The sequence below is a fragment of the Halobellus rufus genome, assembly GCF_000739575.1.
Lineage (GTDB): Archaea > Halobacteriota > Halobacteria > Halobacteriales > Haloferacaceae > Haloquadratum > Haloquadratum rufum.
The window spans coordinates 1-25,084 of record NZ_BBJO01000047.1; the positions used below are offsets into that span (position 1 = coordinate 1).

Here is a 25,084-nt window from a genome sequence, read left to right on the forward strand (position 1 = left end):
CTCACGAACCGCGCCTCCGGGAAGACCGGCCGCGCGGTCGCTCGCGCCTGTCACGTCCGCGGTGCCGACGTCACGCTCGTTCACGACGGCGGCGACGTCCACTACGCCGACGCGGTGACCGTCGAATCCGCCGCCGAGATGCGCGAGGCGGTGTTGGCGGCGGTCGGCGGCGGTGACGTCAGCGACGGAGGAGACGGGGCAGACACGGAGGCAGACGCGCTCGTCTCCGCGGCCGCGATCTCGGATTACACCGTCTCGACGGCCGACGAGAAGCTCCGTTCGGGCGACCCGCGCACGCTGGAACTCGAACCGACGCCGAAGCTCATCGACGACGTTCGCGAGGCGCACCCGACGCTGCCGATCGTCGGCTTCAAGGCCGAAACGTCCGGCGACGACGAGGCGATGATCGACGCCGCCCGGGAGATTTTGACGCGCTCGGGCCTCGCGTTCGTCGTCGCCAACGACGCCTCCGTGATGGGCGACGACGAGACGCGGACGCTGTTCGTCGACGGCGACGACACCGTGGAGTTCCGGGGCGCGAAGACGGCGCTCGGCGGCGAGATCGCCGACCGACTCGCCGCGGTGCTCGGAGGCTGAGGGTCGCTACTCGTCGTCGTCCGCGAGACAGGTGTCGAACGCGCTGTAGGGGTTCGTGTACTCGTTGCGGATGATCTCCTCCTCGACGATCTCGAACCCCAAGGAGTTGAGCTCTCTTCCGATCCGACTCAGGTCGTCGCTGTCGCGACCGACCGCCGTGATGTGGACGTTCTCCTCGCCGGTCATAATCTCGCGGACGGAGAGCACGCCCTCGACGGTGAGCGCCTCCTCGGCGAGCCGCTCGCGTTCGGGGATCGGAGCCGTACAGAAGATGATCGTGTAGAGCTGATAGCCCATCCGCTCGTAGTCGACGTCGACGTGCGTCCCGCGGATGATGCCCGCCGATTCGAGCTTCGAGATGCGGTTTCTGACGGTGCTAGCGGAGACGCCCTTCGCTTCGGCGATGTCGCTGCTCGATGTGTGTCTGGCGTCCTTCTGAAGCGCGTAGACGATGTACCGATCGAGGTCGTCGAGGTCGACTGCGGCCATACACTGTGTGCAAATCGAACCATAGATAGGTGTTGTGCTCGCCGGCGGTCGAATCCGGCCGATCGACGACTGGGGTGCCGACGGGGAAGCGCCCGCGCCGGACCGACGACCTAGAACAGGCGGCGTTGAACCGCGCGGGCGAGGCGGCCCCGAAGCTCCGACTCTTGCTGATGAACGACGAGCACGGGCCTGTCGGTCCCCGTGAGGTACGCGGTGATCGCGTCGTTCGTCCGTTCGGCGGCGCTGACGACGATCAGGTCGGCCTCCGAGAGGCCGTCGCTTCCGTGCTGTTCCGCCCGCGGTCGCCGAACGGGACGCAGCTCTCGACGGGCACCGAGCAGAGTGCCGCGACCTCCGCGTGGTAATCTTGGAGCGTCTTGCCTTCGATATCGGATGCGTCAGCCCGCCCCGCGTACGCCAGCGTGATCGAGCCACCGGCCGCCACCGCGATGGCGTCGGCGACGGCGATCTTCGCCGGGTCGTACGGTCCCTCGTCGGAGAGGACGCCCACCACGTCGCACTCGCCGAGGCCGTTCGCGCCCGGATTCAACAGGGCGACGTCGCAGGGCGCGTGACGGAGCACCCACTCGACGTCGGAGCCGAAGAGCAGCCCGCGGAGCCCGGACGGCGAGGCGGCCTCTTCCATCAGGAGGAGGTCCGCGCCCTCGTGGTCGGCGTAGTTGACGACCGCGTGGCGGACGTCGTGACAGACGATCGTCCCGCTGCTGATCGGGACGTCGAACTCCGCGTCGAGTTCGCTCGTCTGCGCCTCGAACTGGACGTCGGCGGGCGATTCGGTCTCGGAGGCGTACGTCAGCGAGACCTGATCGGGGACCTGCTCGAACCGCGCGACGACGACCTCGCCGTCGTTCGCGCGGGCGACGGCCGCGGCGACGCGGACGTACCAGCGCTCTTCGGCCTTCGAGAGTTCGTGATCGAGCGCGACGAGCACGCGGTGGTCGCGGCGGGTCTCGTCGATCGTCTCGCGCGTCCGGTCGACCGCGTTGCGGCCGACCTGCCGGCGGACCGCGTCGACGGCCGCGCCCTCGCGATCGACTCGGTTTCGACCGTAGACGGCGAACCAGCCGACTCCCGCGGCCGTCAGCACCACCGCGCCGACGAGCGGGACGGTTCCCATCTGCGTCAGCAGGACCGCGCCGCCGATCGCCCCGACGATCTGCATCCACGGGTACAGCGGCGCGGTGTAGCTCGGTTCGTACTCGGCGCTGCCCTCGCGGAACGCGACGACGGCGAGATTGATCAGGACGAACACCAGGATCTGGAAGGCGCTCGCGAGTTTCGCGATCTCTAGGAGCGGGACGAACGCGATGAGGAGCAGTAAGACGACGCCGGTGAGCGTGATCGAGTTCGACGGCGTGCCGAACCGGTCGCTGATCGAGGCCATGAGGTCCGGCACGAGGTCGTCGCGGGCCATCGCGAAGGGGTAGCGCGACGAGGAGAGGATGCCGGCGTTCGCCGTGCTCACCAGCGCGAGGATCGCCGCGAGGACGACCGCGATCACGCCGGCGGTCCCGAGCGTCGCGTCGGCGGCCAGCGCCATCGGCGTCTCGCTGTCGGCGATGGTCGCGGGGTCCGTGACGCCGATCATCACCGTCACGATCAGCGCGTACAGGACCGTGGTGAAGATCAGCGAGCCGAGGATCCCGATCGGAATGTTCCGGTCCGGGTCCGAGACCTCCTCGGCGACGCTCGCGACCTTCGTCACGCCGGCGTAGGAGACGAAGACGAGCCCCGTCGCCTCCAGCAGTCCGGCCACGCCGCCGCCGAAGAACGGCGTGTAGTTCGACCCCTGCACCGAGGGGACGCCGCCGATCACGAACCACACGAGCGCGGCGAGCATGACGATCACGATGCCGACCTGCAACCGACCGGTCTGCTTCGCGCCGAGCAGGTTCACGAGGACGAGCAGCGTCGCCAGCGCGAGCGCGACCGGCGTCGTGACGCTCGGGGGGACGTCGAACAGGAGCAGCAGGTACGGCACGCCGCCGACGAGCGCGAGCGCGCCCTTGAACGACAGCGCGAACCACGTGCCGATCCCGGCAACCGTGCCGAGGAGCGGTCCCATCCCGCGCTCGATGAACAGGTACGTCCCGCCGGCCTCCGGCATCGCGGTCGCCATCTCTGACTTCGAGACCGCCGCCGGGAGCACCAGCGCGCCCGCGACGATATAGGCGAGGATGACCGCCGGCCCGGCGATGTCGACCGCGAGCGCCGGCAGGATGAAGATGCCGCTGCCGACCATCGCGCCGATGCTGATCGCGAGCACCGCGTAGAGACCGAGGTCGCGTTCGAGTTCCTTCGTCACGTCAGTTCGACCTCCACGGCGAAGTCGCGTTCCTCGACGTCGAGCCCGTTCCAGCGTCCGATCGACCGTCGTCAACGAGTGTGTGTCCTCTCATCGTGTCGTGTCACGGGACGGCACGCGCGGCAGTCACGTGCTAGATATTCCGGACAGAACGAAATAAGAACTTCGAATAGGATGCGAATCCGTCCACGAAATGCGATTCAGTTCTCGAATCGTTAACCGTGACGGACGCGCTGTCGGGTCGTCGTGACTCGTGACGGTGATAGTACAAAAAAGCGAGACTATCCGCGGTTACAGCAGGCCGAGGAGCGTCGCCGCCAGCACCGCCACGACGAGGAGTACGCTCGTCGCGATGCCCGCCCGGAGGCTGCCGTCTCGAAGCCGGTCGTCGTCGCTCCCGACGAGCGATCCGAGCGGTCCGCGGATCGTCCCGTACGGGTCGCCCGCAGCGTCGATCGCGGCGTTCGCCGCGCCGACGGCCATCCGGTCGACCGCCGCGAACAGTTCGGTGACGCCTCGGACGAGGCCGCGCATCCCGTAGAACGTCAGCGGTTCGATCACCCGGTCGACGTCGACGCCGGGGCCGACTTTCGAGAGCGGCTTTTTCAGAGCGGCGAAGCCGGCGACGCCGAGCGCCGCGAGCAGGAAGCCCTCGCCGAGGTGGCTCAGCGTGAACGGATGGGCGTCGGCGGTGCTGCCGGGCAGCAGCGCGAACAGCGCGTCGGGGTAGAGCCCGAGCGCGACACAGAGCGCGGCGACGCTCAGCATCGCGACGCGCTGGCCGGTGACCGACCGTCGCACGTTCCACGACCCCTTGCTCTCCTTGAGGAACGCGTAGTAGCCGAACTTGATGAACGACATAAACGTCCCCACCCCCGCGGCGAGTAGGATGTAGAAGATCCCGTCGAGGTGCTCTTTGTGCGCGGCCGCGGTGATCATTCCCTTGCTCACGAAGCCGTTGAAGCCCGGGAAGCCGCTGATCGACAGCGCCGCGACGGTGAAGGCGAGCGCCGTGACGGGGAGCGTCCGACCGAGGCCGCCGAGGTATTTCAGGCGGTTCTCACTCGTCCGCGCGATCACGACGCCCGCGGTCATGAACAGCAGCGCCTTGTAGAGGATGTGGTTGAACACGTGCGCGAACGCGCCGGCCGTCGCGAGCGCGGTGCCGACGCCGACGCCGGCGACCATGTAGCCGACCTGCGACTGGATGTGATACGAGAGGAGCCGGCGCATGTCGTCCTGCAAGAGCGCGTAGACGACGCCGACGAGCGCCATCGCTGAGCCCATGTACGCGATCGCGAGGTTGCCGTCGGGGAAGGCGCGCGCCAGCCCGTAGACGCCGGTCTTGGTCGTGTACACCGAGAGGAAGACGCTCGCGGCGACGTGCGGGCGCGGGTAGGTGTCGGGCAGCCACGTGTGCAGGCCGACGAAGCCGACGTTGACGCCGATGCCGACGGCCGCGAGGACGGCCGGCACGCCCGCGACGATGCCGTCGCTCGCGCTGAAGAGGAACGAGCCGACGCTGGTGTAGTGCCAGACGACCGCGGCCATCAGCAGGCTGCCGCCGAGGCCGTGGTAGATGGCGTACCGGAAGCCCGCGCGGACCGCCTCGCCGCCGTAGTCCCACACGAGGAGGGTGCTAGTGACGGCCATCAGCTCCCAGAAGAACACCATCGTCAGCCAGTCGCCGGCGAAGACCGCGCCGATGCTGGTCCCCACGTAGCCGAGCGCGAACGCCGTCTGTCGGTTCCGCGCCTCCGAGGAGTACGAGTACAGCACGGCGGCCGCGCCGATGAAGCCGAAGATGACGCCCATCAGCTTCGAGAAGGCGTCGACGTGGAACAGCACCGCGTCGAAGCCGAGGAAGGTGACGGGGAGGTACGTCCCGGCGGGCGCGAGGAGCGCCCAGACGGCGACGCCGCCGGTGGCGAGCACGCCCAGCGCGTGGCCGAGTTTCCGCGAGAGCACCGGCAGCACGAGCGCGACCGCGAGGACGACGAACGCCGGCGGTATCGCGGTCGGAACGTCGGCCGTGGGGATCGATACGGACGGCTCGCTGGCGAGGACGGTCGCCGAGGCGATCGCCGACGCGGCGAGCGAGAGGCTCATCAGAACACCACCCCCGTCGCGTCGGCGACGACGCGCTGGACGAGGGCGAGAAACACCATCGCCCGCGGCGCGATGCCGAGCGCGACCGCGCCGGCGACCGCGACCGTGATGGGGCCGAGCATGAACCACGTGCTCTCCTCGCCGAACCCGCGGCGCTCCCAGCCGGAGGCCGGCGGACCGCCGTGGTGGTGGTCGTGCCCGTCGTGCTCACCGTGCTCGTCGTGCTCACCGTGTTCGCCGTGGTCGTGTTCGTCGACGCCGCGGCCGGAGTCGTCGCTGTGAGCGCTCTCCGTCTGCTCGTCCACGGCCTCGCCGACGTCCGAACCCAGGTGGTCGCTCGGGTTCCGGTCGACCGCGTAGTCGCCCTCGACGCGGGCGTCGATCTCGACTTGTCCCTCGCTCTCGGAGGGTTCGACGTCGGGTTCGACCCGTCCCGCGGTGTCGATCGGGACGTCAGGGTCGATCTCGTCTTCGGAGGACTCAGCGGCCGCGCCCTCCGTCTCGCCGTCTGCTGCGGCGTCGTCGCCCTCGGCCTCGTCGACCCGCTCGCCGCCGTCGGCCGCGAGGCGCGCCCCGCCGAGCGGGAACTCGACGAGCGGTTTGGCGTCGGAGTCCTCCGGCGTCTGGAAGAACGCCTGGTAGACGACAGGCCAGAAGTACCCGATGTTCAGCAGGCCGGAGGTGAGCAAGACGAGCGCGAAGATCGCGTTCCCGCCGTCGATGCTCCCGATCAGGAGGTACCACTTGCTGACGAACCCGGCCAGGAGCGGCAGCCCGGCCATCCCCAGGCTTGCGACGCCGAAGGCGGCCATCGTGAGCGGCATCCGCCTTCCGATGCCGGCCATGTCGCTGATGTCGTCGGTGTGGGTCTCGACGTGGATCGCGCCCGCGCAGAAGAACAGCGTGAGCTTCATGAACGCGTGCGCCGGGATGTGGAGCAGGCCGCCGATCAGCGCGGCGGGAGAGAGCAGCCCCAACCCGAGCACGATGTAGGAGAGCTGGCTGATCGTCGAGTACGCCAGCCGGCGCTTGAGGTTGTCCTGCCGGAGCGCGATGACGCTGGACACGACGATCGTCACCGCGGCGATCGACGCCAGCGGCAGCCCGACGCCGAGTTGGGAGACCGTCTCGGGGCCGAAGACGTCGAGGACGACGCGCGCGATGCCGAAGACGCCGCTCTTGACGACCGCCACCGCGTGCAGCAGGCCCGAGACGGGCGTCGGCGCGACCATCGCGTCCGGCAGCCACGAGTGCACCGGGATGAGCGCGGCTTTCACACCGAAGCCGCCCGCGAGCAGCGCGAACGCGGCACGGGCCACCATCGGGTCGGTCGTCGCCAGATCGGCGATGCCGCCGGGGGTGAACGCGACGGTGCCGGTCGTCCAGAAGACGAGGACCGTCCCCGCCAGCACCGCCACGCCGCCGCCGAAGGTGTACGTGAGGTACTTGCGGCCGGCCGCGCGCGCCTCGTCGCTCTCGTCGTGGGCGACGAGCGGGTACGTCGCGACCGTCAGGAGCTCGTAGAAGACGTAGAGCGCGACGAGGTTCGACGCGAACGCGACGCCGAGGGCCGCGCCGACGCTGCCCGCGAACGCCGCGAAGTAGCGCGTCTGGGAGTGCTCGTCGAGCCCGCGCATGTATCCGATGCTGTAGAAACTCGTGACGAGCCAGAGCGTGCTGGCCAGGAGCGCGAAGATCATCCCGAGCGGGTCCGCCCGCAGCGTCAGTTCGATACCGGGAACGAACGTGCCTAGCCGAGAGACGTGAACCGTTCCGGACAGCGCCGCCGGCACGAGGCTGGCGACGACGCCGAACGTCGCGAGCGCGGTGAGGATCGTGAAGCCCTCGCGGACGTTGGGTCTCCGGTGCGATGCGACGATCGTGAGAATGCCGAGGGCGGGGAGCAGCACCGCCGCCAGCGGTCTGAGAGAGTCGATTTCGCTCATTCGAAGTACACCTCCAGAACCGGCTCGAAGACGGAGACGAGATCGGTCGCGAACAGCCCGAGGACGACGGCTCCGACCGCGGCGGCGACGACCACCGCTTTCGCTTCGATCGAGACTGCGGACGCGTCCGGCGCGGATCCGTCGCCGTCCTCGGGAGTTACGGACGCATCGTCGTCAGGGTCGACGTCCACGCCGGAACCGCCCGACCCGCCGTCGGAGGCGAGCGCGCCGTCGGTCGCCGGAGCGTCGACCGGCGGTCCGTCGGCGTCACCCGCCGGTTCGGCGGCCGCGTCGCGGAAGTACATCCGCTCGACGACCCGCGCGAAGTACGCCAGCGTCAGGAGCGTGCTCACGACGGCGACGACCGCGACGCCCCAGCGGCCGCCCTCGACCGCGCCGAGGACGATGTGCCACTTGCCGGCGAAACCGACGGCCGGCGGGACGCCGACGAGCGCGAACGCGAGGATCGCGAAGGCGGCGCTCGTTACCGGCGCGCGGTCGGCGACTCCGGCGAAGTCGTCGACGGTGCGGCCGCCCGCGACGCCCGCGAGCGCGCCGACGCCGACGAAGAGGCCGGCCTTCATTATCGCGTGGCCGACGAGGTGGATCAGCCCGCCGGTCACCGCCGTCGCGTTCGCGACCGCGAACCCGGCGACGATGAGTCCGAACTGCGCCACCGAGGAGTACGCGAGCATCCGTTTGAGATCCGACTGCAGCACCGCCAGCACGGAGCCGACGACGACGCTCACGGACGCGAGGATCACGAGCGCGTCGAGCGCGAACGGCGTCGCGGCGTCGAATGCCGGCGTGAAGACTGCGTAGATCACGCGGAACAGCGCGTACGCCGCGGCCGTCGAGACGAGCGCGGAGATGTACGCGGTGACGCTGTCGGGCGAGTCGGCGTACGCGTCGGGCTGCCACGTGTGCAGCGGGAACAGCGCGGCCTTCACGGCGAGGCCGACGACGATGAGGCCGAAGCCGGTCAGAATCAGCGGCGAGTCGTAGCCGACCTCGGGGATCGTCGCCGCCAGATCGGCCATGTTCAGCGTCCCCGTCGAGATGTACAGGTAGCCGACGCCGAGCAGGTACAGCGACGCGCCGATCGTCCCCACGAGGAGGTACTTCAGGCTCGACAGCGCCGCGGCGGGCGAGCGGCCGGTCGCGACCAGCGCGTACGTCGCGAGCCCGGTGATCTCGATGAACACGTAGAGGTTGAACAGGTCGCCGGTGACGAACACGCCCGAGATCCCCGCCGTCAGGATCAACAGCCCGCTGTAGAACTCGTTGGTGTCGGGGCCGGCCCGACGAGCGTAGACGACGACCGCGAGCGTCACGATCGATACGAGGAGCGCGAGCGTCGCGCTGACGCCGTCGGCGACGAGTTCGATACCGAACGGCGGCCGGTAGTTGCCGACGGCGTAGGTGAACCGCCCGGTGGAGAACACCGTCGCGGCGACGACGAGCGCGAGCCCGAGGTGTGCCAAGCCGGCAAGGAGCGCCGCGAGCCAGCCGGTCCGGTCCCACAGACGGCCGAACGCGATCGGTGCGAGCGCCAGCACGATCGGGACGACGACGAGCAGCGCGATCGCGTCAGTCATTCAGCTGCACCTCCCGGATCGCCTCTTCGTCGAGCGTCCCGTAGGCGTCGTAGATCCGGACGACGAGCGCGAGCGCGACCGCCGTCAGGCTGACCCCGACGACGATGGCCGTCAGGATGAGCACGTGCGGCAGCGGGCTCGCGAACGGTCCGGAGCCGTGGCCGACGACCGGCGGGGCCGCGCCGTCGACGTAGCCGCTGGTGACGAAAAACAGGAAGATACCGACCTGAAAGACGTTCAGTCCGATGATCTTCTTCACCAGGTTCGAGCTGGCGGTCACGCCGTAGAGGCCGATCCCGACGAGCGCGACGAACACGAGGTAGTTGTAGTGCGTCGAGAGGAGGTCGATCACGCGCTCTCACCTCCCGCGGCCCCGACGGCTGTCCCGCCATCGTCGGCGGTGTCGGCGTCCGCGCCGTTTTCAGCGTTGGCGCCGCCGTTCGCGTCTGCCGGTGCTCTCCGTTGGAAGTCCCCGCTCCCGAGGCCGAAAAAGAGGCTGACGAGGACGCCGGAGACGATCGCGCCGATCGCGAGCTCGACGAGTTCGATGCCGTACTTGACGCCGTAGCTCCCGAAGCCGTAGGCTCGTACTCGAGGAACGCGCCGTTCGCGACCAGCGCGCCGAGTCCGACGCCCGCGAACGTCGCGCCGCCGACGGCGATCGACGTCTTCACCAGCGGGCCTTCGAGCCACGCGCGCGTCGGTTCGATGCCGAACGCGAACGCCAAGAGGAGGACGGCCGCGGCGACGAGGACGCCGCCTTGGAAGCCGCCGCCGGCCGACGACGCGCCGTGGAACATCACGAACACGCCGAACGTGAAGACGAACGGCACCACCACGCGGACGGTCGTCATGATTATCGTGCTCTCGACGTAGGTTCGGTCCGGATCAGATTCGCTCATACGTAGGCCTCCTGTCTGAGAACGAGAACGACCGCGACGCCGGCGGCGATGACCACCGTCGCCTCCCCGAGGGTGTCGAAGCCACGGTAGGCGGCCAACACGGCGGTCACGACGTTCTCGACGCCGGTCTCGGGATAGGCGTTCTGCAGGTAATACTCCGTGATTCGCGAGGTCGCGACGGGGGCGTCGGCCGCGCCGACCGCCGGAAGCGACCGGACGGTGGTCAAGAGCGCGCCGACGAGGACCGCGACGACCGCGACCGAGCGCCACTCGACGGTTTCGAGCAGGCGCTCGCCGGCCGGGCGGACGGTCTTCGCGATCGTCACGAGGAACAGCACCGTCGTGATGCCCGCGCCGACGGCCGCCTCCGTGAGCGCGACGTCGGGGGCGGCGAGGAGAACCCACGCGACGGAGATACCGAAGCTGAACGCCCCGAAGGCGATGATCGCGTTCAGGACGTCTCGAAGCAAGATGGCCGCGAGGGCCGCCAGCACGGCGAACGTGAGGACGACGGCGAGCGCGGTCGTGACGGTCGTCATTCCTCGCCCTCCGTCGGTTTCGCTCCGTCGCCCGCGGCGCTCGCTTCGTCCTCGGTCGTCCACGGTTCGATGCCCTGGTCGTGGGCCGCCCGGGTGATCGCGTGGGCGGCCGTCGGGTTGGTCACGAACAGGAACGCCCCGAGGAGGACCGTCTTCGCGACCGAGACGTCCGCGCCGAGTACCAGCGCGACGCCGCCGAGCGTCAGGATGATGCCGAGCGTGTCGCTCTTGGATGTCGCGTGCGCCCGCGCGTAGAGGTCGGGGAGGCGGACGATACCGACCACGGCGACGAACCCGAAGAACGTCCCCGCGGCCACGAGAGCGATCGCCAGCAGTTCGAGTGGCGTCACTCAGATCACCCCTCCGCGCTCGACGGTGAACTTCGAGATGGCGATGCTCATCAGGAAGTTCAACATCCCGTAGACGAGCGCGATGTCGAGGAAGCCGGGCTGGTCGAGCGCCGCGGCCAAGAGCGCGAGGACCACGACCGCGTTCGTGCCGATGGCGTTGACCGCGATCACGCGGTCCTGCATCGTCGGTCCCGCGACGATCCGGTAGACCAACACGATCGCGAACAGGACGAACGCGCTCGCGGCGGCCAGAAGCACCGTGTCGACGACGCCGGAGACCGCCATCACTCACCGCCCTCCCGCAGCTCCGGCGGCTCGCGCTCCTGGTCGTCGCCGAGCAGCGAAACGCTCCCGCGCTCGCTCGGCGTCGGGATCCGCGCGCCGGCGCGCCCGTAGAAGATGAACCGGACCGCGCGCTCTAAGCCTCCCGCCGCGAGGTCGTCGCGAGCGCTCGCCGTCAGCGTGTGGATGACGAGCCCGTCGCGGCCGACGTCGACCGTCAGCGTGCCGGGCGTCAGCGTGATGCTGTTTCCGAGCGTCGTGACCGGGAGATTCCCCCAGACCGCCCCGCGGAACCGCCGCATCTCGGGGTCGATCGGGAGGTCGGGATGGAGGATGATGTACGCGATCGCGACGTTGGCTTTCGTGATCTCCCAGACGAGATACGGCACGAAGACGAGCAGCCGCACGGCCCGGCGGCCTGTCCGGCGAAGCGAGGGCGACGTGACGAACGAGACGTTCGCGAATGCGACGGTCGCGAGCAGCGCCGTCAGGCCGCCGGTCGCGAGCTCGAACGGGGCCAGCGAGCCGGCGACGGCGAGATAGAACGCGTACGTCGCCCCGAACGTCAGAACGCTCTTCGAGAACGTCACGCGCGAGACGAGCCCGGTCCGCGTCGTCTGCCGCTCGACGGGGGCCTCCTCGACGGCGAGATCGGACCGCGTCAGCTCGACCTCGAAGGGCCGGAGCATCGGCGCGCTGCCGCCCGGTTGGAACTCCGGGTCGACGACGACGCGACCGAGGTCGTTCCGCCGCGCGTACTCGACCAGTTCGTCGGCGAAATCTCGGGGGCTGAACAGGTAGCGGTCCGCGCCGACGATCGACGTCTCGACGTCGACCGCGACGTCCGGTTCGTCGTCGCCGTCGGTGTCGAGATCCTCTTCGGCCCACACCGTGACCCGTTCGAGGAGATCAGCGGCGGCGGAATCATCGAGATCGTTCCCGTCGAGTGCGCGCCACCGTGCGGGGTAGACGAAGTGAACGGCGGCCGATTCACCACCCTCCGCACCAGCCTGTGCCTCTCGCAAGGCGTACGCCACCGTGTTGCGGAACGTGGAGGATTCGCCCACCGGAACGAGAATGCGGGACTGTTCGGCTCCCATCACCCACCACCCGTCCCGATAAACGCCGACCGATACCCGTCGGACTCACGACTCATACGTTACTGTATCTGTTACTAAGGGGGTCAAATACGTCTTCCGCTCTCCCGCCGATCGGTTCTCGAACTGTCACGCAGTTTTTAACTGAAAGTGCGGATCCGTCCGGATCGGTCGCTGCTGATCCGCGCGTGCGCCGTGCTACTGTACTTCTAAATAATATTATATACTTGTGTATCGTATAACTTACTATGAAAATAATACAATTATTCAACGACGAAAAAGCCGTCTCGCCCGTCATCGGTGTCATCCTGATGGTGGCGATAACCGTCATCCTCGCGGCCGTCATCGGGGCGTTCGTGCTGAATCTCGGACAGGGGCTCCAGCAGACCGCGCCGCAGGCGAGTTTCGGCTTCGACTACACGGACACCAACGTCACGATCACCCACGAAAGCGGTGATTCGATCGACGCCGAGCGACTGACCACGACCGGACTCGCGGTTGACCCAGTCAACTGGGACGGTCACAACGGCCTGACCGGTACGGTGTCGGCCGGAACGAGTGCGGAGTTCAACAACACCCAGAACTGGCAGGGCGAGACCGTCCGCGTCGTCTGGGAGTCCGCCGACGGATCGTCCTCGGCGACGCTGAGCCGATCGACCGCGCCCACGGTCAACTGATCGTGACGGGCGGCTGATCGCTACCTGATTTTTCGCTGTTCGGCGTCTCCTGTACGAGGCGAAGCGGACCTCCTCGGTGTTTCGATCGTACGGGTCGGTGCAAGACGGTTCCATCGCCCGGCATCCGGGGTTTCTGGGACCAATCATTATACTCGGCCGAGTGGTGAGCCCTGCTATGGAAGTCCGACGAAATCTGTACGTTGCCGCGTTCATCGGCGCGTCACTGTCGTACGTCTTCAACGTCCTCGCCTTTACCGGGACGTTCGACGTGTTCCGGTGGATCGTGTTCGTCGCCGTCTTTCTCGGGTTCACGTACGGATTCGAGCGACTCATCGGGTGGACGGAGACGGTCGAGGATCCGCGGTGAGGGCGCCTCAGGTCGACGCCTCGCGTGCAACCCGCTGACGCACACCGTGCGGCGCTCTGTACAGCCCCGGGTCGAACCGCCAGTTTTTATTTTCGACCCGGAGAACCGTCGACATGGATCAACTGCGGCAGTCGCTCCTCGAAGCGCCGATCATCGAGAAGGGCGAGTACGAGTACTTCGTGCACCCGATCAGCGACGGCGTGCCGATGCTCCGCCCCGAACTCCTGCGCGAGATCGTCATCAAGATCATCCGGAAGGCCGAGATCGACGACGTCGACAAGATCGTCACCCCCGCGGCGATGGGGATTCACATTTCGACCGCCGTCTCGCTGATGACCGACATCCCGCTGGTCGTCATCCGCAAGCGGCAGTACGGGCTGGAGGGCGAACAGCCGCTGAGCCAGCAGACCGGCTACTCCGAGAACGAGATGTACATCAACGACGTCGAACCGGGCGACCGCGTGCTCGTCCTCGACGACGTGCTCTCGACGGGCGGCACGATGCGCGCCGTCCTCGACGCCCTCGACCACATCGGCGCGGACATCGTCGACACCGTCGCCGTCATCAAGAAGGCCGGTCCCAACGAACTCGACGACAGCGGCCACCACGTCAAGACGCTGATCAACGTCCGCGTCGAGGACGGCGAGGTCGTCATCGTCGACGAACACGGCGACGACTGAGATCCGCTCGGACGCCGACGGCGGGGGCGCACGATCGGGGTCGGTATCAGATCTGCGAACGAATCCCTCCGGTCATCCGTCGGCATTCGGGTAATACGCCCGACAGAACCCGGGATTTTCACTACGTGATCGAAGAGTATTTCAGCGGATAGTCGCACGTAGACGCTATGCCATCCGGTACCAATCTCGACGACCTCGGGTCGACCCCGCGCGGTCGGTCCCGTCGGTCGTTTCTCTCGCTTCTCGGCCTCGGCGGGGCGGCGTCTCTCGCGGGCTGTGGTTCCTCGGGGACCGACGCGTCTGCTTCGACCGAGGGCTCTCCTGACGGCGACGGTGTCGACGACAGACCCGACTACGTCGAAGGTACGGCGACGGGAACGCGGACGTTGAACTTCCTGAGCGTCGACGACGAACCGTCCCTGAACCGGGTTCAGTTGGCGCTCGACGGGCCGTACGCGGTCACGCCCGAACAGGAGATCTTCCCGCTGTGGGCCGATATGTCCACCGACGAGGGGCGGGTCTACACGGTCGAACTCAGAGACGGCCTCGAGTGGGGGGCGGGGTACGGACCGATGACGGCCGACGACTGGATCTACACGATCACCGAGGTCTTTCAGGCTGATCCCAACTGGGCGGGGTTTCCGAACGCGGGCCAGTGGCGGCAGAACGGGGAGCCGATCCCGGTCGAAAAGACCGGGCCGCGATCGTTCGAGATCCGACTGCAGTCGGTCGATCCGGCGTTTCCGCTGCGGCCGGTTATGTGGGGCCAACCCTGTATGCCGAAGGCGCTCATCGAGCGCTACCGTCCCGACGAGGACCAGGAAGGGCTCCAACAGGACGAGGACGTTCAGACGCTGGCGTACGCCGGGAACCTCGGACCCTATCGCTTCGAGCGGTGGAACCGCGAGTCCGAGTTCGTCGCCGTCAGGAACGACGAGTACTACCTCCGCGAGGCCGACGACGTCCCCGAGGCGTGGCGGGACGCGCCGTACTTCGACTCCTACACCTACGAGGTCGTCCCCGAGGAAAGCACGCGGCTCTCCGCGCTTCGGACGGGCGAACTCACGGCGACAGACGTTCCGGAGACGAGAGTCGAGCAGTTCGAGGACCGCGACGACATCGACGTGAAGGTGTTCCCGCAGGCGTATATGACCTCGCTCATCTACAATCAGCGGGCCAACGGGTCGTTCTACGAGGCGCTGCGCGAGCCGTCAGTCCGCCGGGCGCTGGCGCACGCCGTCGACAAGCGGGCAATCGTCGACGAGATCCTCCGCGGGTACGGGAACGTCGCCCACACGTTCCAGCCGACGTTCTCGAAGTGGTACGCCGACGGCGAGGTGACCGAGTACGGCGTCGGCGACGCCTACAGCCACGAGCGGGCGCGCGAATTCCTCGAATCGGGGCTCGACGCGACGCCGTACCGTTACGACGGCGAGCGCGTCGTCGACGACGACGGCGAGCAGGTCACTCTGAAGCTCGTCTTCGCGCAGGGCTCTCAGTCCGTGCGGACGACCGCACAGCTCGTCGCCCAGGAGTACGACGCGGTCGGACTCGACGTCGAACTGACCGGGAAAGAGTACGCGACGCTCGTCGAGCACCACCTCTACAACGGCTGGCAGGGCGATGACGACCCGCCGTGGAACGCCGGCCCGTACAACGGCGGCCCGCGGGACGGGTCGCTCAGTCAGGAGCCGTGGGACCTGATTCTGGGCGTCACGTTCAACACGTACCCGCGGACGCCGTCGTCGATCCGGGGGTTCACGGTCGAACGCGGCGGCACCAACTTCTACGGCTACGTCCCCGAGACCGACTTCGCCTCCCTGTTCGAGCGCGCGACGAGCACCGTCGACGACGCCGAACGCAGGGAGACGCTCTCGGAGATATTCGGGGCGCTCTCGGCGGAACAGCCGTTCAACTTCCTCAATATGGGCGTCGAGATCGTCGGTTACGACAGCGCGGTCCGCGGTCCCGAAGAGGTGTTCGGGTACACGTGGGACCGGAACACGTGGCGGCTCGGCACGCCCTGAACCGCCGGCAGCATCCAACGGAGTCGCACGAGAATGGGTCTGAAACGATACACCGCACGGCGGATCGCGTGGGCCGGCGTCGTCGCCGGGGTGATCCTCACGATCACGTTCGTCCTCTTGGACCTCGCTCCCGACGCGCAGTTGGCGCAGGTGCAGTTTCAAGCGGCGGCCAGCGGCGGCAGCGCCGAGGCAGCGGCGGAGGCCTACGCACGTCGGCGCGGCCTCGAGGGGCCGCTCTGGGAGCGCTACCTCGACTACCTCGGGAACCTCGCGACCGGCGACTGGGGCTGGTCGGACACCCGTTCACAACCCGTGAGTGAGGCGATCCTGACCGCGCTGCCGTACTCGCTGATGTACACGGTTCCGGCCGTCGTCGCGTCGACGGTCCTCGGCGTCGCGATCGGCCTGTACTCGGCGTTCAATCAGTACACGAAGACGGACTACGCCGCGACGTTCGTCGCGTTCTTCGGGATCAGCGTTCCGAACTTCTGGTTCGGGATCGTCCTGCTGCTCGTCTTTGCGGTCCACCTCGGCTGGGTCCCCGTCCTGTTCGACGCGGAACTGGCGCGGACGCGACCGTTCTCGCTCGCGAACGCCCGACAGCTCGTTCTCCCGGTGTTCGTCCTCGGGACGAGCGCCATCGCCGGGACGATGCGGTACACGCGCGCGGAGGCGCTGGAGTACGTCCGCGCGACGTTCGTCAAGACCGCCCGCGCGAAGGGCGTCAGCGAGCGCCGCATCCTCACTCGGCACGTCCTCCGGCCGACGCTCGTCCCGCTGTCGACGATCCTCGTCGGCGACCTCCTCGGCGTCGTGCTCTCGGCGTCGTACCTCGTCGAGGTGGTCTTCGGGATCCCCGGACTCGGACGCCTCAGCCTCGAAGCCATCCGGCGACAGGACACCGCCCTCGTGCTCGGTACGACGCTCGTGCCGGTGTTCGTCGCCGTGATCGGAAACCTCCTGCAGGACCTCGCGTACGCGGTCCTCGATCCCCGAATCGACTACGGTGATCGCTGATGGCGGGAGACGACGTGCTCTCTGACGGATCAGAGGGAGGCCGACCCGACGAGCCGCGAGAGCGATTCGAGGACGTCGACTGGGACGCGATCGACGCGGATGGACGACGACTGACGAACACCGGACTCGCCGCGGTGGCCGCCGGTATCGGGTACGCCCTCGCGCTGGCGTACGACCTCGCTGTCGCCGGCGGCGATCCGACGCTGGACGCCGCGGTCGACGTCCCGTGGCGATCCGCCCCGGCGACCGTCGTCTGGGACGCGACGGCCGTCGACTGGCTGTTCGCCGCGACGCTGCTCGCCGGCGGGTTCGCGCTCGTTCCGCTCGCGCGCAACAGGCGACTGCGCGGGTACTACTGGCGGCGCTTCCGTCGACACACGCCGGCCGTGATCGGCCTCTGGTACCTCCTCGCGATCTTCCTGTTGGGGACGGTCGGCACGCTGTTCATCGACCAGCCGAGTCTGAACCTCGCGGCCACCTACCAGCCGCCGATCTTCGCGAGCGTCGACGCCTCCATCCCGGCCGAGTGCGTCGGCCCCGTCGTCGACGGGCGCTGCCACGGCACGTGGAAGTATCCGCTGGGAACCACGGGCGAGGGCAAGGGGCTCCTCGCGCTCGCGATCTTCGGGATGCGGGTCAGTATGCAGGTCGGGTTGATCGCCACGTCGCTGTCGATCGCAATCGCGACGCTCGTGGGCACGACGGCCGCCTACGCCGGCGGCTGGGTCGACGAGGCGCTGATGCGCTACGTCGACGTCCAGCAGACGTTTCCGACGTTCTTCCTCTTTCTCTTCCTCGCGTATCTCTACGGCGGGAGCCTGTTCGTCCTCGTCGTCATCTTCGGGGTGACCGGCTGGGGCGGGATCGCCCGGATCGTCCGCAGCGAGGCGCTCCAGCGGCGCGAGGAACTGTACGTCGAGGCCGCGCGGGCGTCGGGCGCGTCGGGTCTGTCGATCGTCCGGCGACACGTCGTCCCGAACGTCTCGAACTCGATCGTCACGGCGGCGACGCTGAACATCCCCTTCCTCGTGCTCTCGGAGGCCGCGCTGTCGTTCATCGGTCTCGGCGACGTGACGCTGCCCTCGTGGGGGCAGACGATCGCGGCGGGCCGCGGCGACCTCGCGACCGCGTGGTGGATCTCGACGGTCCCGGGGCTGTTCCTGTTCGCGACGATCCTCGCGTTCAACTTCCTCGGCGACGCGCTCCGAGACGCGCTCGATCCGAGACAGGAGGTGTGATCGATGGAGAACAGAGACGACGACGGGACGGAGGCCTCGATCGACGACGGGGCGGACGTTTCGACCGAAGACGTGGGGAGCGCGTCGACTCTCGGCGGCCCGGGGGACGCTTCGACACCCGGGGAACCGCTGCTCCGCGTCGATGACTTGCGGACCCGATTTCACACCGACGGCGGCACGGTCCGTGCGGTCGACGGGGTCTCCTTCGCGGTCGACCGCGGCGAGACGGTCTGTCTCGTCGGTGAGTCGGGGAGCGGGAAAACCGCCGCCTGCGAGTCGATCACGCGGTTGATTCGGGAACCGCCGGGCGAGGTCGCCGGCGGGTCCGTCGTCTTCGACGGCCGCGACCTGCTGTCGCTCTCCGATTCCGCGCTCCGGGCGGTTCGCGGGAGCCGTATCGCCCACGTGTTCCAGAACCCACAGAGCGCGTTCAACCCCGTCTACTCCGTCGGCTGGCAACTGATCGAGGCGGTCCGCCTCCACGGCGACTACTCGAAGTCGGCGGCGCGGGCGCGCGCGGTCGACCTCCTCGACCGCGTGGGAATTCCGAACCCCGGGAGCCGAATCGACGACCACCCGCACGAACTCTCGGGCGGACAGAAGCAGCGCGTCGCGGTCGCGATGGCGCTGGCGGGAGAGCCGGACCTGCTGATCGCCGACGAGCCGACGACCGCCCTCGACGTGACGATTCAGGCGCAGGTGCTTGAGCTCCTCGACGACGTGCAGTCGGCGTTCGAGATGGGCGTGCTCTTCGTGACGCACGACCTCGGCGTCGTCGCGAGCGTGGCGGACCGCGTCGTCGTCCTGCGCGAGGGCCGGGTGGTCGAACGCGGCGACGTCGCCGACGTCTTCGAGCGACCGTCGCACCCGTACACGCGGCACCTCGTCGAGTCGATTCCGGGGCGGGACGCGGACTTCGACTCCGGTTCGGGAGGCGGGAAGCGATGACCGACGGTTCCCGTCCCGGTGCGGTCTCGCCCCCGAACCCCGACCCGCCGCTCCTCGACGTTCGCGGGCTGGTGAAGCACTATCCGCTCACCGAGGGGCTGTGGAACCGGGACGTCGGCCGCGTGCGCGCGGTCGACGGGATCGACCTCACCGTCGAGCGCGGTGAGGCGGTCGCGCTGGTGGGCGAGTCGGGGTGCGGGAAGTCCACGGCGGCCCGCGCGGCGCTCCGGCTCGACGAGCCGACAGACGGGACCGTGCGCTTCGACGGCGAGGACGTCACGGCGTACGACCGAGGCGCGCTGAAACGGTTCCGTCGACGCGCGCGGCTGATCTTTCAGGACCCCGATTCCAGCTTCGACCCGCGGCTGTCGATCGGCGAGTCGGTGGCGGAACCGCTCTCGGTCCACGGGATGGACGACAGGAACCGTCGCCGCCGACTCGTCGAGGGGACGCTCGAACGCGTCGGCCTCGACGCGAGCGACGCCGATCGCTTCCCGCACGAACTCTCGGGCGGGGAGAAACAGCGCGCCGCACTCGCCCGCGCGCTCGTCACCGATCCCGACCTGCTCGTCGCCGACGAGCCGGTCTCCGCGCTCGATACGTCGGTCAAAGCGGACATCCTCGAGTTGCTGGCGCGGCTCCGCGACGAACTCGGACTCGGCGTCCTCCTCATCACGCACGACCTCGGCGTCGTCGCCGAGTTCTGCGACCGCGTCGCGGTGATGTACCTCGGCGAGATCGTCGAATCTGGCCCCGTCGAGGCCGTATTCAGTGACCCGGGGCACCCCTACACCCGCGCGCTTCTCGGGTCCGTCCCAGTCCCGGATCCGGGCGTGGCGCGCGAGCCGACCGGTCTCGTCGGCGACGTTCCGGACGCCGCCGATCCGCCGTCGGGCTGTCGGTTCCACACGCGATGTCCCGAGGTGATCCCGCCGGACGAGTACGACCTCGAAGGTGACGTCTGGCGACGGCTCTTCCGGTTCCGACTGCGTGTCTCGGGGGAGTCGCCCGCCGATCGAGACGACATCGTCGCGCTCGCGTCGACGGAACTCGATCCCGCTGTCGCGCCCGAGGACGTCGAGGACGACGCGCTCCGAGCCGCGGTCAGGCGCGCGTTCGACCTCCCCGAGCGGCTCTCGGATCTGGCGGCCGAGTCGGTCCTCGAACGGGCGGTGGGGCTGCTCGTCGACGGCGAACAGGACGCGGCGGTCGAACTGCTCGAATCAGAATTTCGGACGGTCTGCGAGTCTGAGTCACCCGCGAAGCGGCGGACCGGTGCCGACCGCGAGGCGGCCTGTCACCTCGTCGGAGAGGCAGACGCCGGTGCGGATCGCTCTCTCGGTGCGGAACCGACGTCGGAGACGGATTAGGACGAACGGCGGGCTGTGCACCCGCCCGCGCGGATGAGCTATCCCTCTCGCTCGCGTAGGTACGGGTATGCCGACTGTCAGGACCAACGGCATCGAGACGTACTACGAGCGCCGTGGAGAGGGGCCGCCGATCGTGTTCGTCCACGGTGCGGTGGTCGACCACGGCCAGTGGCTCCCCCAAGCCGAGGCGTTGAGCGACGCGTACACGATTGTCGTCTACGATCTCCGCGGCCACGGGCGGACGGGGGGATCGCCGATCGAGCGATACACGTTCGACCTGTTCGTCGAGGACCTCGACGCGCTCCTCGACGCGCTGGATCTCTCCGACCCCGTGTTGTGCGGGCTCTCGCTGGGCGGCTGTATCGCACAGGCGTACGCGACGAGCTACCCCGATCGGCTCTCGGGGTTGGTCCTCGCGGACACGTTCACGTCCGGCGACTGGCGCTGGCCCGAGCGGCTGCAGTGGGCGCTGTTGGGCGCGACGATTCCGTTCGCCCGGCTCTTCGGATACCAGCGGATCGAACGAGCGATGGTGTGGGCCCAAGAGCGGGTCCGAGGCGACGAGGCCAGCGGTGACTACGAGGCGATCCGGGAGCTCCGAGCGACGGGTCCGACGATGTCGACCGAGGAGTTCGCGAAAGTGATCCGGGCGCTCCGAGCCGTTCCCGAGATGCGGGTCGACTTCACCGCGCTCTCGGTGCCGACGCTGATCCTCTACGGCGAGCACGAGATGGGGTTCGTCAGGCGCCACGCCGCTGACCTCGCCGCCCAGATCGACGACGCGAGCGTCCTCGAGGTCCCGGGGGGCGCGCACGCGTCGAACCTCGACAAACCCGCGTTCGTGACCGCGGCGCTCCGCCGGTTCCTCGCCGAGCGCGTCGTCTCCGAGCGGTGAACCGCACGCCCGGCAGGCTTCGTCGAGTCCAGCGGCTACTCGATCAGGAACTGCGGTTCGGCGATCCGCTCGGAGCGACACTCCGGACACCGCGAGGGGTCGTTCAGCGGGTCGTCGAAGCCGTCGAACCCGCACGCGCGGCACTCCGGCGGGGCGACCAGAAACTGCTCGTCCGCGTCGTCGCCGCGAACTGTCCGTGCGACGTGTTCGAGGTGCCGGTACACCGCCGTCCGCGGGATTCCGACCGCCGTCGAGAGCTCGGCCGCGTCGTGCGGTTCCGTCCGCAACGCGTCGGTGATCCGCTGCCGTGTCGTCGATTCCGAACCCGAATCGGACATACCAGTTTCAGGTATCGGGGGCGTATATACTGTCTGTTCGAGACGTCGGCCGGGTGAGGAGCAGCCGCGCGGGGACCCGGCACTGCGCCGTTGGGAAACACACTTGAGAGTCGGGCCAGACTGAGGTAGTATGAAGGCAGTCGTCCTCGCTGGCGGGTACGCGACGCGGATGTGGCCGATAACCAAACACCGGCCCAAGATGTTCCTCCCCGTCGGGGAGGGAACCGTCATCGACGTCATCTTCGAGGATCTCGAGGCCGACGACCGGATCGACGAGGTGTTCGTGAGCACCAACGAGCGCTTCGCGGAGACGTTCGAGACGTTCCTCGCGGACGCGCCCTACGAGAAGCCGACGCTCTCGGTCGAGGAGACCGTCGAGGAGGACGAGAAGTTCGGCGTCGTCGGCGCGCTCGCACAGCTCATCGACCGCGAGGGCGTCGAGGACGACCTCGTCGTCATCGCCGGAGACAACCTCCTCTCCTTCGACGTCGCGGAGTTCGTCGACTTCTTCGAGTCGAAGGGGACGGCGTGTCTGGCGGCCTACGACGTCGGGTCCAGAGAGCGCGCGAAGTCCTACGGCCTCGTGCAGTTGGACGGTGACCGCGTCGTCGACTTCCAGGAGAAGCCCGACGACCCCCAGAGCACGCTCGTCTCGATCGCCTGTTACGCGTTCCCCGCGGCGACGCTCCCGGACTTCGAGACGTACCTGGCCGACGGCAACAACCCCGACGAGCCGGGGTGGTTCATGCAGTGGCTCCAGGAACGCGGCGACGTCCACGCCTTCACCTTCGACGGCGCGTGGTTCGACATCGGCACGCCGGAGAGCTACCTCGACGCCGTCTCGTGGTACCTCGAGGGCGAGACGTACGTCCACGAGGACGCGACCGTCGAGAACTCCGAACTGGGCGCGAACGTCCACGTGATGGCCGACGCGTCGGTCTCGAACTCCCGGCTCGAACGGTCGGTCGTCTTCGCCGACGCGGTGATCCGCGACGCCGACATCCGGAACACGATCGTCGACGAGGACACCCACGTCGAGAACCTCGACCTCTCGAACGCCCTGATCGGCGCGCACTCGCACCTCGAATAGCGGACCCTGAGCTCGGGGGCAGACCCCACGACGGTTTCGGCGTTTCTACGTGCCGTCCCCGAGTCGTGCGTCGGTCACGCGGATGTGGCCTCGCGTTCCCTCCCACACCGTCTCGTACGCTAACTCGATCGGACGGGCCATGTGCGGCCCGTCGGTGACGAGCGTCTCGAACTCTCCGCCCTCGCCGAGGACGTGGACGCCGTACTCCTCGTTGAGCGCCGACAGCTCCGCGAGGGCGTCGGCGTCGAGCGTCCGCCCGAGCCACGACTCGTCGAGCCCGCGCGCGGCGACCTGCACGATCGTGATCTCGAAGCCCGCGTCGAGCATCTCCTCGGCTAGCGCGCGGGAGTCGCGCTGCCACAGCGGCGCGAAGAGCTCGATTCCCAGTCGGTCGCACATCGCCTGAATCCGCGAGGTCTGGAACTCGCTCTCGACGGCTCCGGCCGTCACACCCGCGAGACTCCCGTCGAGGTCCGACTGCAACTCGGTGAGTGCGGCCTCCAGCGGTTCCAGTTCGCGGTCGCCCTGCGCGCCCGCGTCTTCGACGTCGTCGGCCCCGAGGTCGTCGGGTTCGACTTCGACGAGGTCGATGCCGAGACTCTCCGCGGCGAGGCCGGCCAGCCGCGTCTCGGGGACGTGGTACATATACGAGTCGTCGCCGGGGTGGACCGTCAGGAGGTGCGAGACGTCGAGTCCCTGCTCCTGGGCGCGGTAGAGCGCCCACGAGGAGTCCTTGCCGCCGGAGAAGAGGCTCACCCACGAACCGGTGTCCGTCATTGGTGACACCACGCGGTCGCCGTACAAACGGACACCGGTTCCGAAGCCAGTGTGAGATCAGCCGTCGTCGGCAGAACCGGTTCGTTCGTCGTCGTCGCGGACTCCTCGCCCTTCGACGGAAACGCCCTCGTCGTCGGATTCCGGTTCTGTCGCTCGGTCAGCGTCGTCGACTTCGACCCCACTCGGGCGAGCGTCGCCGGCGGTTTCGGCCTCTCTCGTCTCGGCGAGGCGTTCGACCGCCTCGACCAGTCGGAACGCCGCGAGGACGAGCAGCCACGCGACGTAGACGCCGGCGACGAGCCCCGCGAAGAGGAACCACAGGAGGATCTGACCGGCGATCACGAAACTGTACACGAGGGTCACGGCGAGCACGACGCCGACGAGCAGCTTCGTCCGGCGCGAGAGGGCTGGAGGGCGGTCTGCGGACACAGACGTATCTCCCGAGCGAGCGTTGTAACTCTGTCGACGGCGCGTTCCGATGAACTGCCGACGGCGGCGTTCGGCGGCCCGAAGACGCGCCGTGCCCGCTACTTGTCTCGGGGGACGTGTCGCTCGTCTTCGATCGCGTGGTCCATCTCGGGGACCTCGCTCTCCAGCCACTCGCGGAACCACTTGACGCGGGTGAGCCGCTTGTGCGCGATGGTCTCGGCGGCGTCGGAGTTGACCCGCTCCGCAGCGTCGCGGCCGCGTTCGAGCACGCGCTCGACCATCTCGGCGGCGTCCATGTGCGTCCGCGCCTCGTAGCCCATCCGGAGCAGCATCAGCGCCGTGCCGTTCGCGCCGACCTTGTCGAGGATGTCGGCCTCGATGAGGCTCTGGGTCTCGAGGGAGACGTCCGAGAGCGGTCCCTGATAGGAGTGATCGGCGATGACCTGACACACCTGTTCGACGAACGACTGCGGGAAGTCGCCGTGGGCGGTGAGGTACTCGCGGGCGACGCGGGCACCTTCTTCGGCGTGAACTTCCTGGTCGGCTTCGAGCTTCGAGATGTCGTGAAAGAGCGCGGCGACGCGAACGACGTCCGTGTCAGCGCCCTCCCGTGCTGCGATGTCCGTGGCGAGTTCGACGACGTTCAGGATGTGGTTGAACCGGTACTCGGCGCTGTGCCAGGGGTACCAGCGCATCCGACCGCCGTCCTCCTCACCCTCCACGCTCGCGGCGAGGTAGTCGCGGACGAACCGCTTCATCTCCTCGAACTCCGCGTCGTCGACGGTGGACTCTTTGATCTCAACGCCCACGGAACCACCCCTCGTTCGCGCCGGTGGGAGGCCCAACGACGTCCGCATTCGACTTCGAGTTCATTACCGAATAAAATGGTTCTCCGGTTCTTAGGCGTTACGACGAGCGAGACGGGGATCCGGATAGCACTTCGGACGTGCGCTCCAGTTGCCCTGCTGTCCGACGAGAACGTCGCACGAGGCCCCG

Annotated in this window: 24 protein-coding genes and 2 pseudogenes; 11 read left to right on the plus strand and 15 right to left on the minus strand. The window is 68.3% G+C overall.

The window, feature by feature from the left end; translation table 11 throughout:
* Window positions 1-597, plus strand: a 597-nt coding sequence (locus ACP99_RS16215; RefSeq protein ID WP_331280789.1) for a phosphopantothenoylcysteine decarboxylase domain-containing protein, incomplete at its 5' end; no start/stop codon positions are given.
* Window positions 598-603: 6 nt separating this feature from the next.
* Here the strand turns inward: ACP99_RS16215 and ACP99_RS16220 are convergent.
* The 11 genes and pseudogenes from ACP99_RS16220 to ACP99_RS16270 form a co-directional block, all read right to left on the minus strand.
* A complete protein-coding gene (locus tag ACP99_RS16220; RefSeq protein ID WP_049987596.1) occupies window positions 604-1,086 on the minus strand; it encodes an Lrp/AsnC family transcriptional regulator in 483 nt (160 codons plus the stop codon).
* Between the two features lie 253 nt (window positions 1,087-1,339).
* Window positions 1,340-3,412, minus strand: coding sequence for an amino acid permease (locus tag ACP99_RS16225; RefSeq protein WP_156105780.1), 2,073 nt, complete (start codon window positions 3,410-3,412; stop codon window positions 1,340-1,342).
* A 291-nt stretch (window positions 3,413-3,703) separates the two neighbouring features.
* Complete coding sequence (locus ACP99_RS16230; protein WP_081927547.1) at window positions 3,704-5,521, minus strand: Na(+)/H(+) antiporter subunit D; 1,818 nt, start codon at window positions 5,519-5,521, stop codon at window positions 3,704-3,706.
* Window positions 5,521-7,467 carry a proton-conducting transporter transmembrane domain-containing protein gene (locus tag ACP99_RS16235; protein WP_049987597.1) on the minus strand — a complete coding sequence of 649 codons (1,947 nt, stop codon included), beginning with the start codon at window positions 7,465-7,467 and terminating at the stop codon, window positions 5,521-5,523. The genes ACP99_RS16230 and ACP99_RS16235 overlap by 1 nt, the downstream gene beginning before the upstream one ends.
* Window positions 7,464-9,065, minus strand: a complete 1,602-nt coding sequence (locus ACP99_RS16240) for a monovalent cation/H+ antiporter subunit D family protein (RefSeq protein ID WP_049987598.1) — start codon at window positions 9,063-9,065, stop codon at window positions 7,464-7,466. The genes ACP99_RS16235 and ACP99_RS16240 overlap by 4 nt, the downstream gene beginning before the upstream one ends.
* A complete protein-coding gene (locus ACP99_RS16245; RefSeq protein ID WP_049987599.1) occupies window positions 9,058-9,417 on the minus strand; it encodes a cation:proton antiporter subunit C in 360 nt (119 codons plus the stop codon). Before ACP99_RS16245 ends, ACP99_RS16240 begins: the two co-directional genes overlap by 8 nt.
* A 119-nt stretch (window positions 9,418-9,536) precedes the next feature.
* A pseudogene (locus tag ACP99_RS21440) lies at window positions 9,537-9,967 on the minus strand (MnhB domain-containing protein); the annotation flags it as partial.
* On the minus strand, window positions 9,964-10,506 hold the full coding sequence (locus tag ACP99_RS16255) for a DUF4040 domain-containing protein (protein WP_049987601.1): 543 nt from the start codon (window positions 10,504-10,506) through the stop codon (window positions 9,964-9,966). The pseudogene ACP99_RS21440 and the gene ACP99_RS16255, both read right to left, overlap by 4 nt.
* Window positions 10,503-10,856, minus strand: a complete 354-nt coding sequence (gene mnhG / locus ACP99_RS16260) for a monovalent cation/H(+) antiporter subunit G (RefSeq protein ID WP_049987602.1) — start codon at window positions 10,854-10,856, stop codon at window positions 10,503-10,505. Before mnhG ends, ACP99_RS16255 begins: the two co-directional genes overlap by 4 nt.
* On the minus strand, window positions 10,857-11,141 hold the full coding sequence (locus tag ACP99_RS16265; RefSeq protein ID WP_049987603.1) for a cation:proton antiporter: 285 nt from the start codon (window positions 11,139-11,141) through the stop codon (window positions 10,857-10,859).
* Entirely contained in the window at window positions 11,141-12,238 is a 1,098-nt protein-coding gene (locus ACP99_RS16270; protein ID WP_049987604.1) for a monovalent cation/H+ antiporter subunit E, read from the minus strand. The genes ACP99_RS16265 and ACP99_RS16270 overlap by 1 nt, the downstream gene beginning before the upstream one ends.
* A 245-nt stretch (window positions 12,239-12,483) precedes the next feature.
* Here ACP99_RS16270 and ACP99_RS16275 point away from each other — a divergent pair, with 245 nt between their 5' ends.
* From ACP99_RS16275 to ACP99_RS16315, 9 genes and pseudogenes are all read left to right on the plus strand, one after another.
* Complete coding sequence (locus tag ACP99_RS16275) at window positions 12,484-12,912, plus strand: type IV pilin (protein WP_049987605.1); 429 nt, start codon at window positions 12,484-12,486, stop codon at window positions 12,910-12,912.
* A gap of 175 nt (window positions 12,913-13,087) precedes the next feature.
* Window positions 13,088-13,279: a hypothetical protein gene (locus ACP99_RS16280; RefSeq protein WP_049987606.1), complete on the plus strand. Its 192-nt coding sequence runs from the start codon at window positions 13,088-13,090 to the stop codon at window positions 13,277-13,279.
* Between the two features lie 113 nt (window positions 13,280-13,392).
* Complete coding sequence (gene hpt, locus ACP99_RS16285) at window positions 13,393-13,959, plus strand: hypoxanthine/guanine phosphoribosyltransferase (RefSeq protein WP_049987607.1); 567 nt, start codon at window positions 13,393-13,395, stop codon at window positions 13,957-13,959.
* A gap of 167 nt (window positions 13,960-14,126) precedes the next feature.
* Window positions 14,127-15,986 (plus strand): ABC transporter substrate-binding protein, encoded by a 1,860-nt coding sequence (locus ACP99_RS16290; protein ID WP_049987608.1) that lies wholly within the window; start codon window positions 14,127-14,129, stop codon window positions 15,984-15,986.
* A 33-nt stretch (window positions 15,987-16,019) separates the two neighbouring features.
* Window positions 16,020-17,003 (plus strand): ABC transporter permease, encoded by a 984-nt coding sequence (locus ACP99_RS16295; RefSeq protein WP_049987609.1) that lies wholly within the window; start codon window positions 16,020-16,022, stop codon window positions 17,001-17,003.
* The gene (locus ACP99_RS16300; RefSeq protein ID WP_049987610.1) at window positions 17,003-18,241 is read left to right on the plus strand and encodes an ABC transporter permease; all 1,239 of its coding nucleotides are present in this window, start codon (window positions 17,003-17,005) and stop codon (window positions 18,239-18,241) included. The genes ACP99_RS16295 and ACP99_RS16300 overlap by 1 nt, the downstream gene beginning before the upstream one ends.
* 3 nt (window positions 18,242-18,244) lie before the next feature.
* A pseudogene (locus ACP99_RS16305) lies at window positions 18,245-19,177 on the plus strand (ABC transporter ATP-binding protein); the annotation flags it as partial.
* 8 nt (window positions 19,178-19,185) lie between these two features.
* Window positions 19,186-20,559, plus strand: coding sequence for an ABC transporter ATP-binding protein (locus tag ACP99_RS16310; protein ID WP_049987612.1), 1,374 nt, complete (start codon window positions 19,186-19,188; stop codon window positions 20,557-20,559).
* Window positions 20,560-20,626: 67 nt separating this feature from the next.
* Entirely contained in the window at window positions 20,627-21,454 is an 828-nt protein-coding gene (locus ACP99_RS16315) for an alpha/beta fold hydrolase (protein ID WP_049987613.1), read from the plus strand.
* A 35-nt stretch (window positions 21,455-21,489) separates the two neighbouring features.
* On the opposite strand, the gene ACP99_RS16320 is transcribed toward ACP99_RS16315, so the two are convergent.
* On the minus strand, window positions 21,490-21,792 hold the full coding sequence (locus tag ACP99_RS16320; protein ID WP_049987614.1) for a transcriptional regulator: 303 nt from the start codon (window positions 21,790-21,792) through the stop codon (window positions 21,490-21,492).
* Between the two features lie 130 nt (window positions 21,793-21,922).
* Between ACP99_RS16320 and ACP99_RS16325 the strand changes: the two genes are divergently transcribed.
* Complete coding sequence (locus ACP99_RS16325) at window positions 21,923-22,882, plus strand: sugar phosphate nucleotidyltransferase (protein ID WP_049987615.1); 960 nt, start codon at window positions 21,923-21,925, stop codon at window positions 22,880-22,882.
* Window positions 22,883-22,927: 45 nt separating this feature from the next.
* On the opposite strand, the gene ACP99_RS16330 is transcribed toward ACP99_RS16325, so the two are convergent.
* From ACP99_RS16330 to ACP99_RS16340, 3 genes are all read right to left on the minus strand, one after another.
* Complete coding sequence (locus tag ACP99_RS16330; protein ID WP_049987616.1) at window positions 22,928-23,659, minus strand: diphthine--ammonia ligase; 732 nt, start codon at window positions 23,657-23,659, stop codon at window positions 22,928-22,930.
* Window positions 23,660-23,716: 57 nt separating this feature from the next.
* Complete coding sequence (locus ACP99_RS16335) at window positions 23,717-24,088, minus strand: ATP synthase subunit I (protein ID WP_049987617.1); 372 nt, start codon at window positions 24,086-24,088, stop codon at window positions 23,717-23,719.
* Window positions 24,089-24,186: 98 nt separating this feature from the next.
* Entirely contained in the window at window positions 24,187-24,897 is a 711-nt protein-coding gene (locus ACP99_RS16340; protein WP_049987618.1) for an HD domain-containing protein, read from the minus strand.
* Window positions 24,898-25,084 lie beyond the last annotated feature (187 nt).

Coding starts and splice junctions, on each gene's coding strand:
- ACP99_RS16220 (WP_049987596.1), bottom strand. CDS start 1,086: ATGGCCGCAGTCGACCTCGACGACCTCGATCGGTACATCGTCTACGCG.
- ACP99_RS16230 (WP_081927547.1), bottom strand. CDS start 5,521: ATGAGCCTCTCGCTCGCCGCGTCGGCGATCGCCTCGGCGACCGTCCTC.
- ACP99_RS16235 (WP_049987597.1), bottom strand. CDS start 7,467: ATGAGCGAAATCGACTCTCTCAGACCGCTGGCGGCGGTGCTGCTCCCC.
- ACP99_RS16240 (WP_049987598.1), bottom strand. CDS start 9,065: ATGACTGACGCGATCGCGCTGCTCGTCGTCGTCCCGATCGTGCTGGCG.
- ACP99_RS16255 (WP_049987601.1), bottom strand. CDS start 10,506: ATGACGACCGTCACGACCGCGCTCGCCGTCGTCCTCACGTTCGCCGTG.
- ACP99_RS16265 (WP_049987603.1), bottom strand. CDS start 11,141: ATGGCGGTCTCCGGCGTCGTCGACACGGTGCTTCTGGCCGCCGCGAGC.
- ACP99_RS16270 (WP_049987604.1), bottom strand. CDS start 12,238: ATGGGAGCCGAACAGTCCCGCATTCTCGTTCCGGTGGGCGAATCCTCC.
- ACP99_RS16275 (WP_049987605.1), top strand. CDS start 12,484: ATGAAAATAATACAATTATTCAACGACGAAAAAGCCGTCTCGCCCGTC.
- ACP99_RS16280 (WP_049987606.1), top strand. CDS start 13,088: ATGGAAGTCCGACGAAATCTGTACGTTGCCGCGTTCATCGGCGCGTCA.
- hpt (WP_049987607.1), top strand. CDS start 13,393: ATGGATCAACTGCGGCAGTCGCTCCTCGAAGCGCCGATCATCGAGAAG.
- ACP99_RS16290 (WP_049987608.1), top strand. CDS start 14,127: ATGCCATCCGGTACCAATCTCGACGACCTCGGGTCGACCCCGCGCGGT.
- ACP99_RS16295 (WP_049987609.1), top strand. CDS start 16,020: ATGGGTCTGAAACGATACACCGCACGGCGGATCGCGTGGGCCGGCGTC.
- ACP99_RS16300 (WP_049987610.1), top strand. CDS start 17,003: ATGGCGGGAGACGACGTGCTCTCTGACGGATCAGAGGGAGGCCGACCC.
- ACP99_RS16310 (WP_049987612.1), top strand. CDS start 19,186: ATGACCGACGGTTCCCGTCCCGGTGCGGTCTCGCCCCCGAACCCCGAC.
- ACP99_RS16315 (WP_049987613.1), top strand. CDS start 20,627: ATGCCGACTGTCAGGACCAACGGCATCGAGACGTACTACGAGCGCCGT.
- ACP99_RS16320 (WP_049987614.1), bottom strand. CDS start 21,792: ATGTCCGATTCGGGTTCGGAATCGACGACACGGCAGCGGATCACCGAC.
- ACP99_RS16325 (WP_049987615.1), top strand. CDS start 21,923: ATGAAGGCAGTCGTCCTCGCTGGCGGGTACGCGACGCGGATGTGGCCG.
- ACP99_RS16330 (WP_049987616.1), bottom strand. CDS start 23,659: ATGACGGACACCGGTTCGTGGGTGAGCCTCTTCTCCGGCGGCAAGGAC.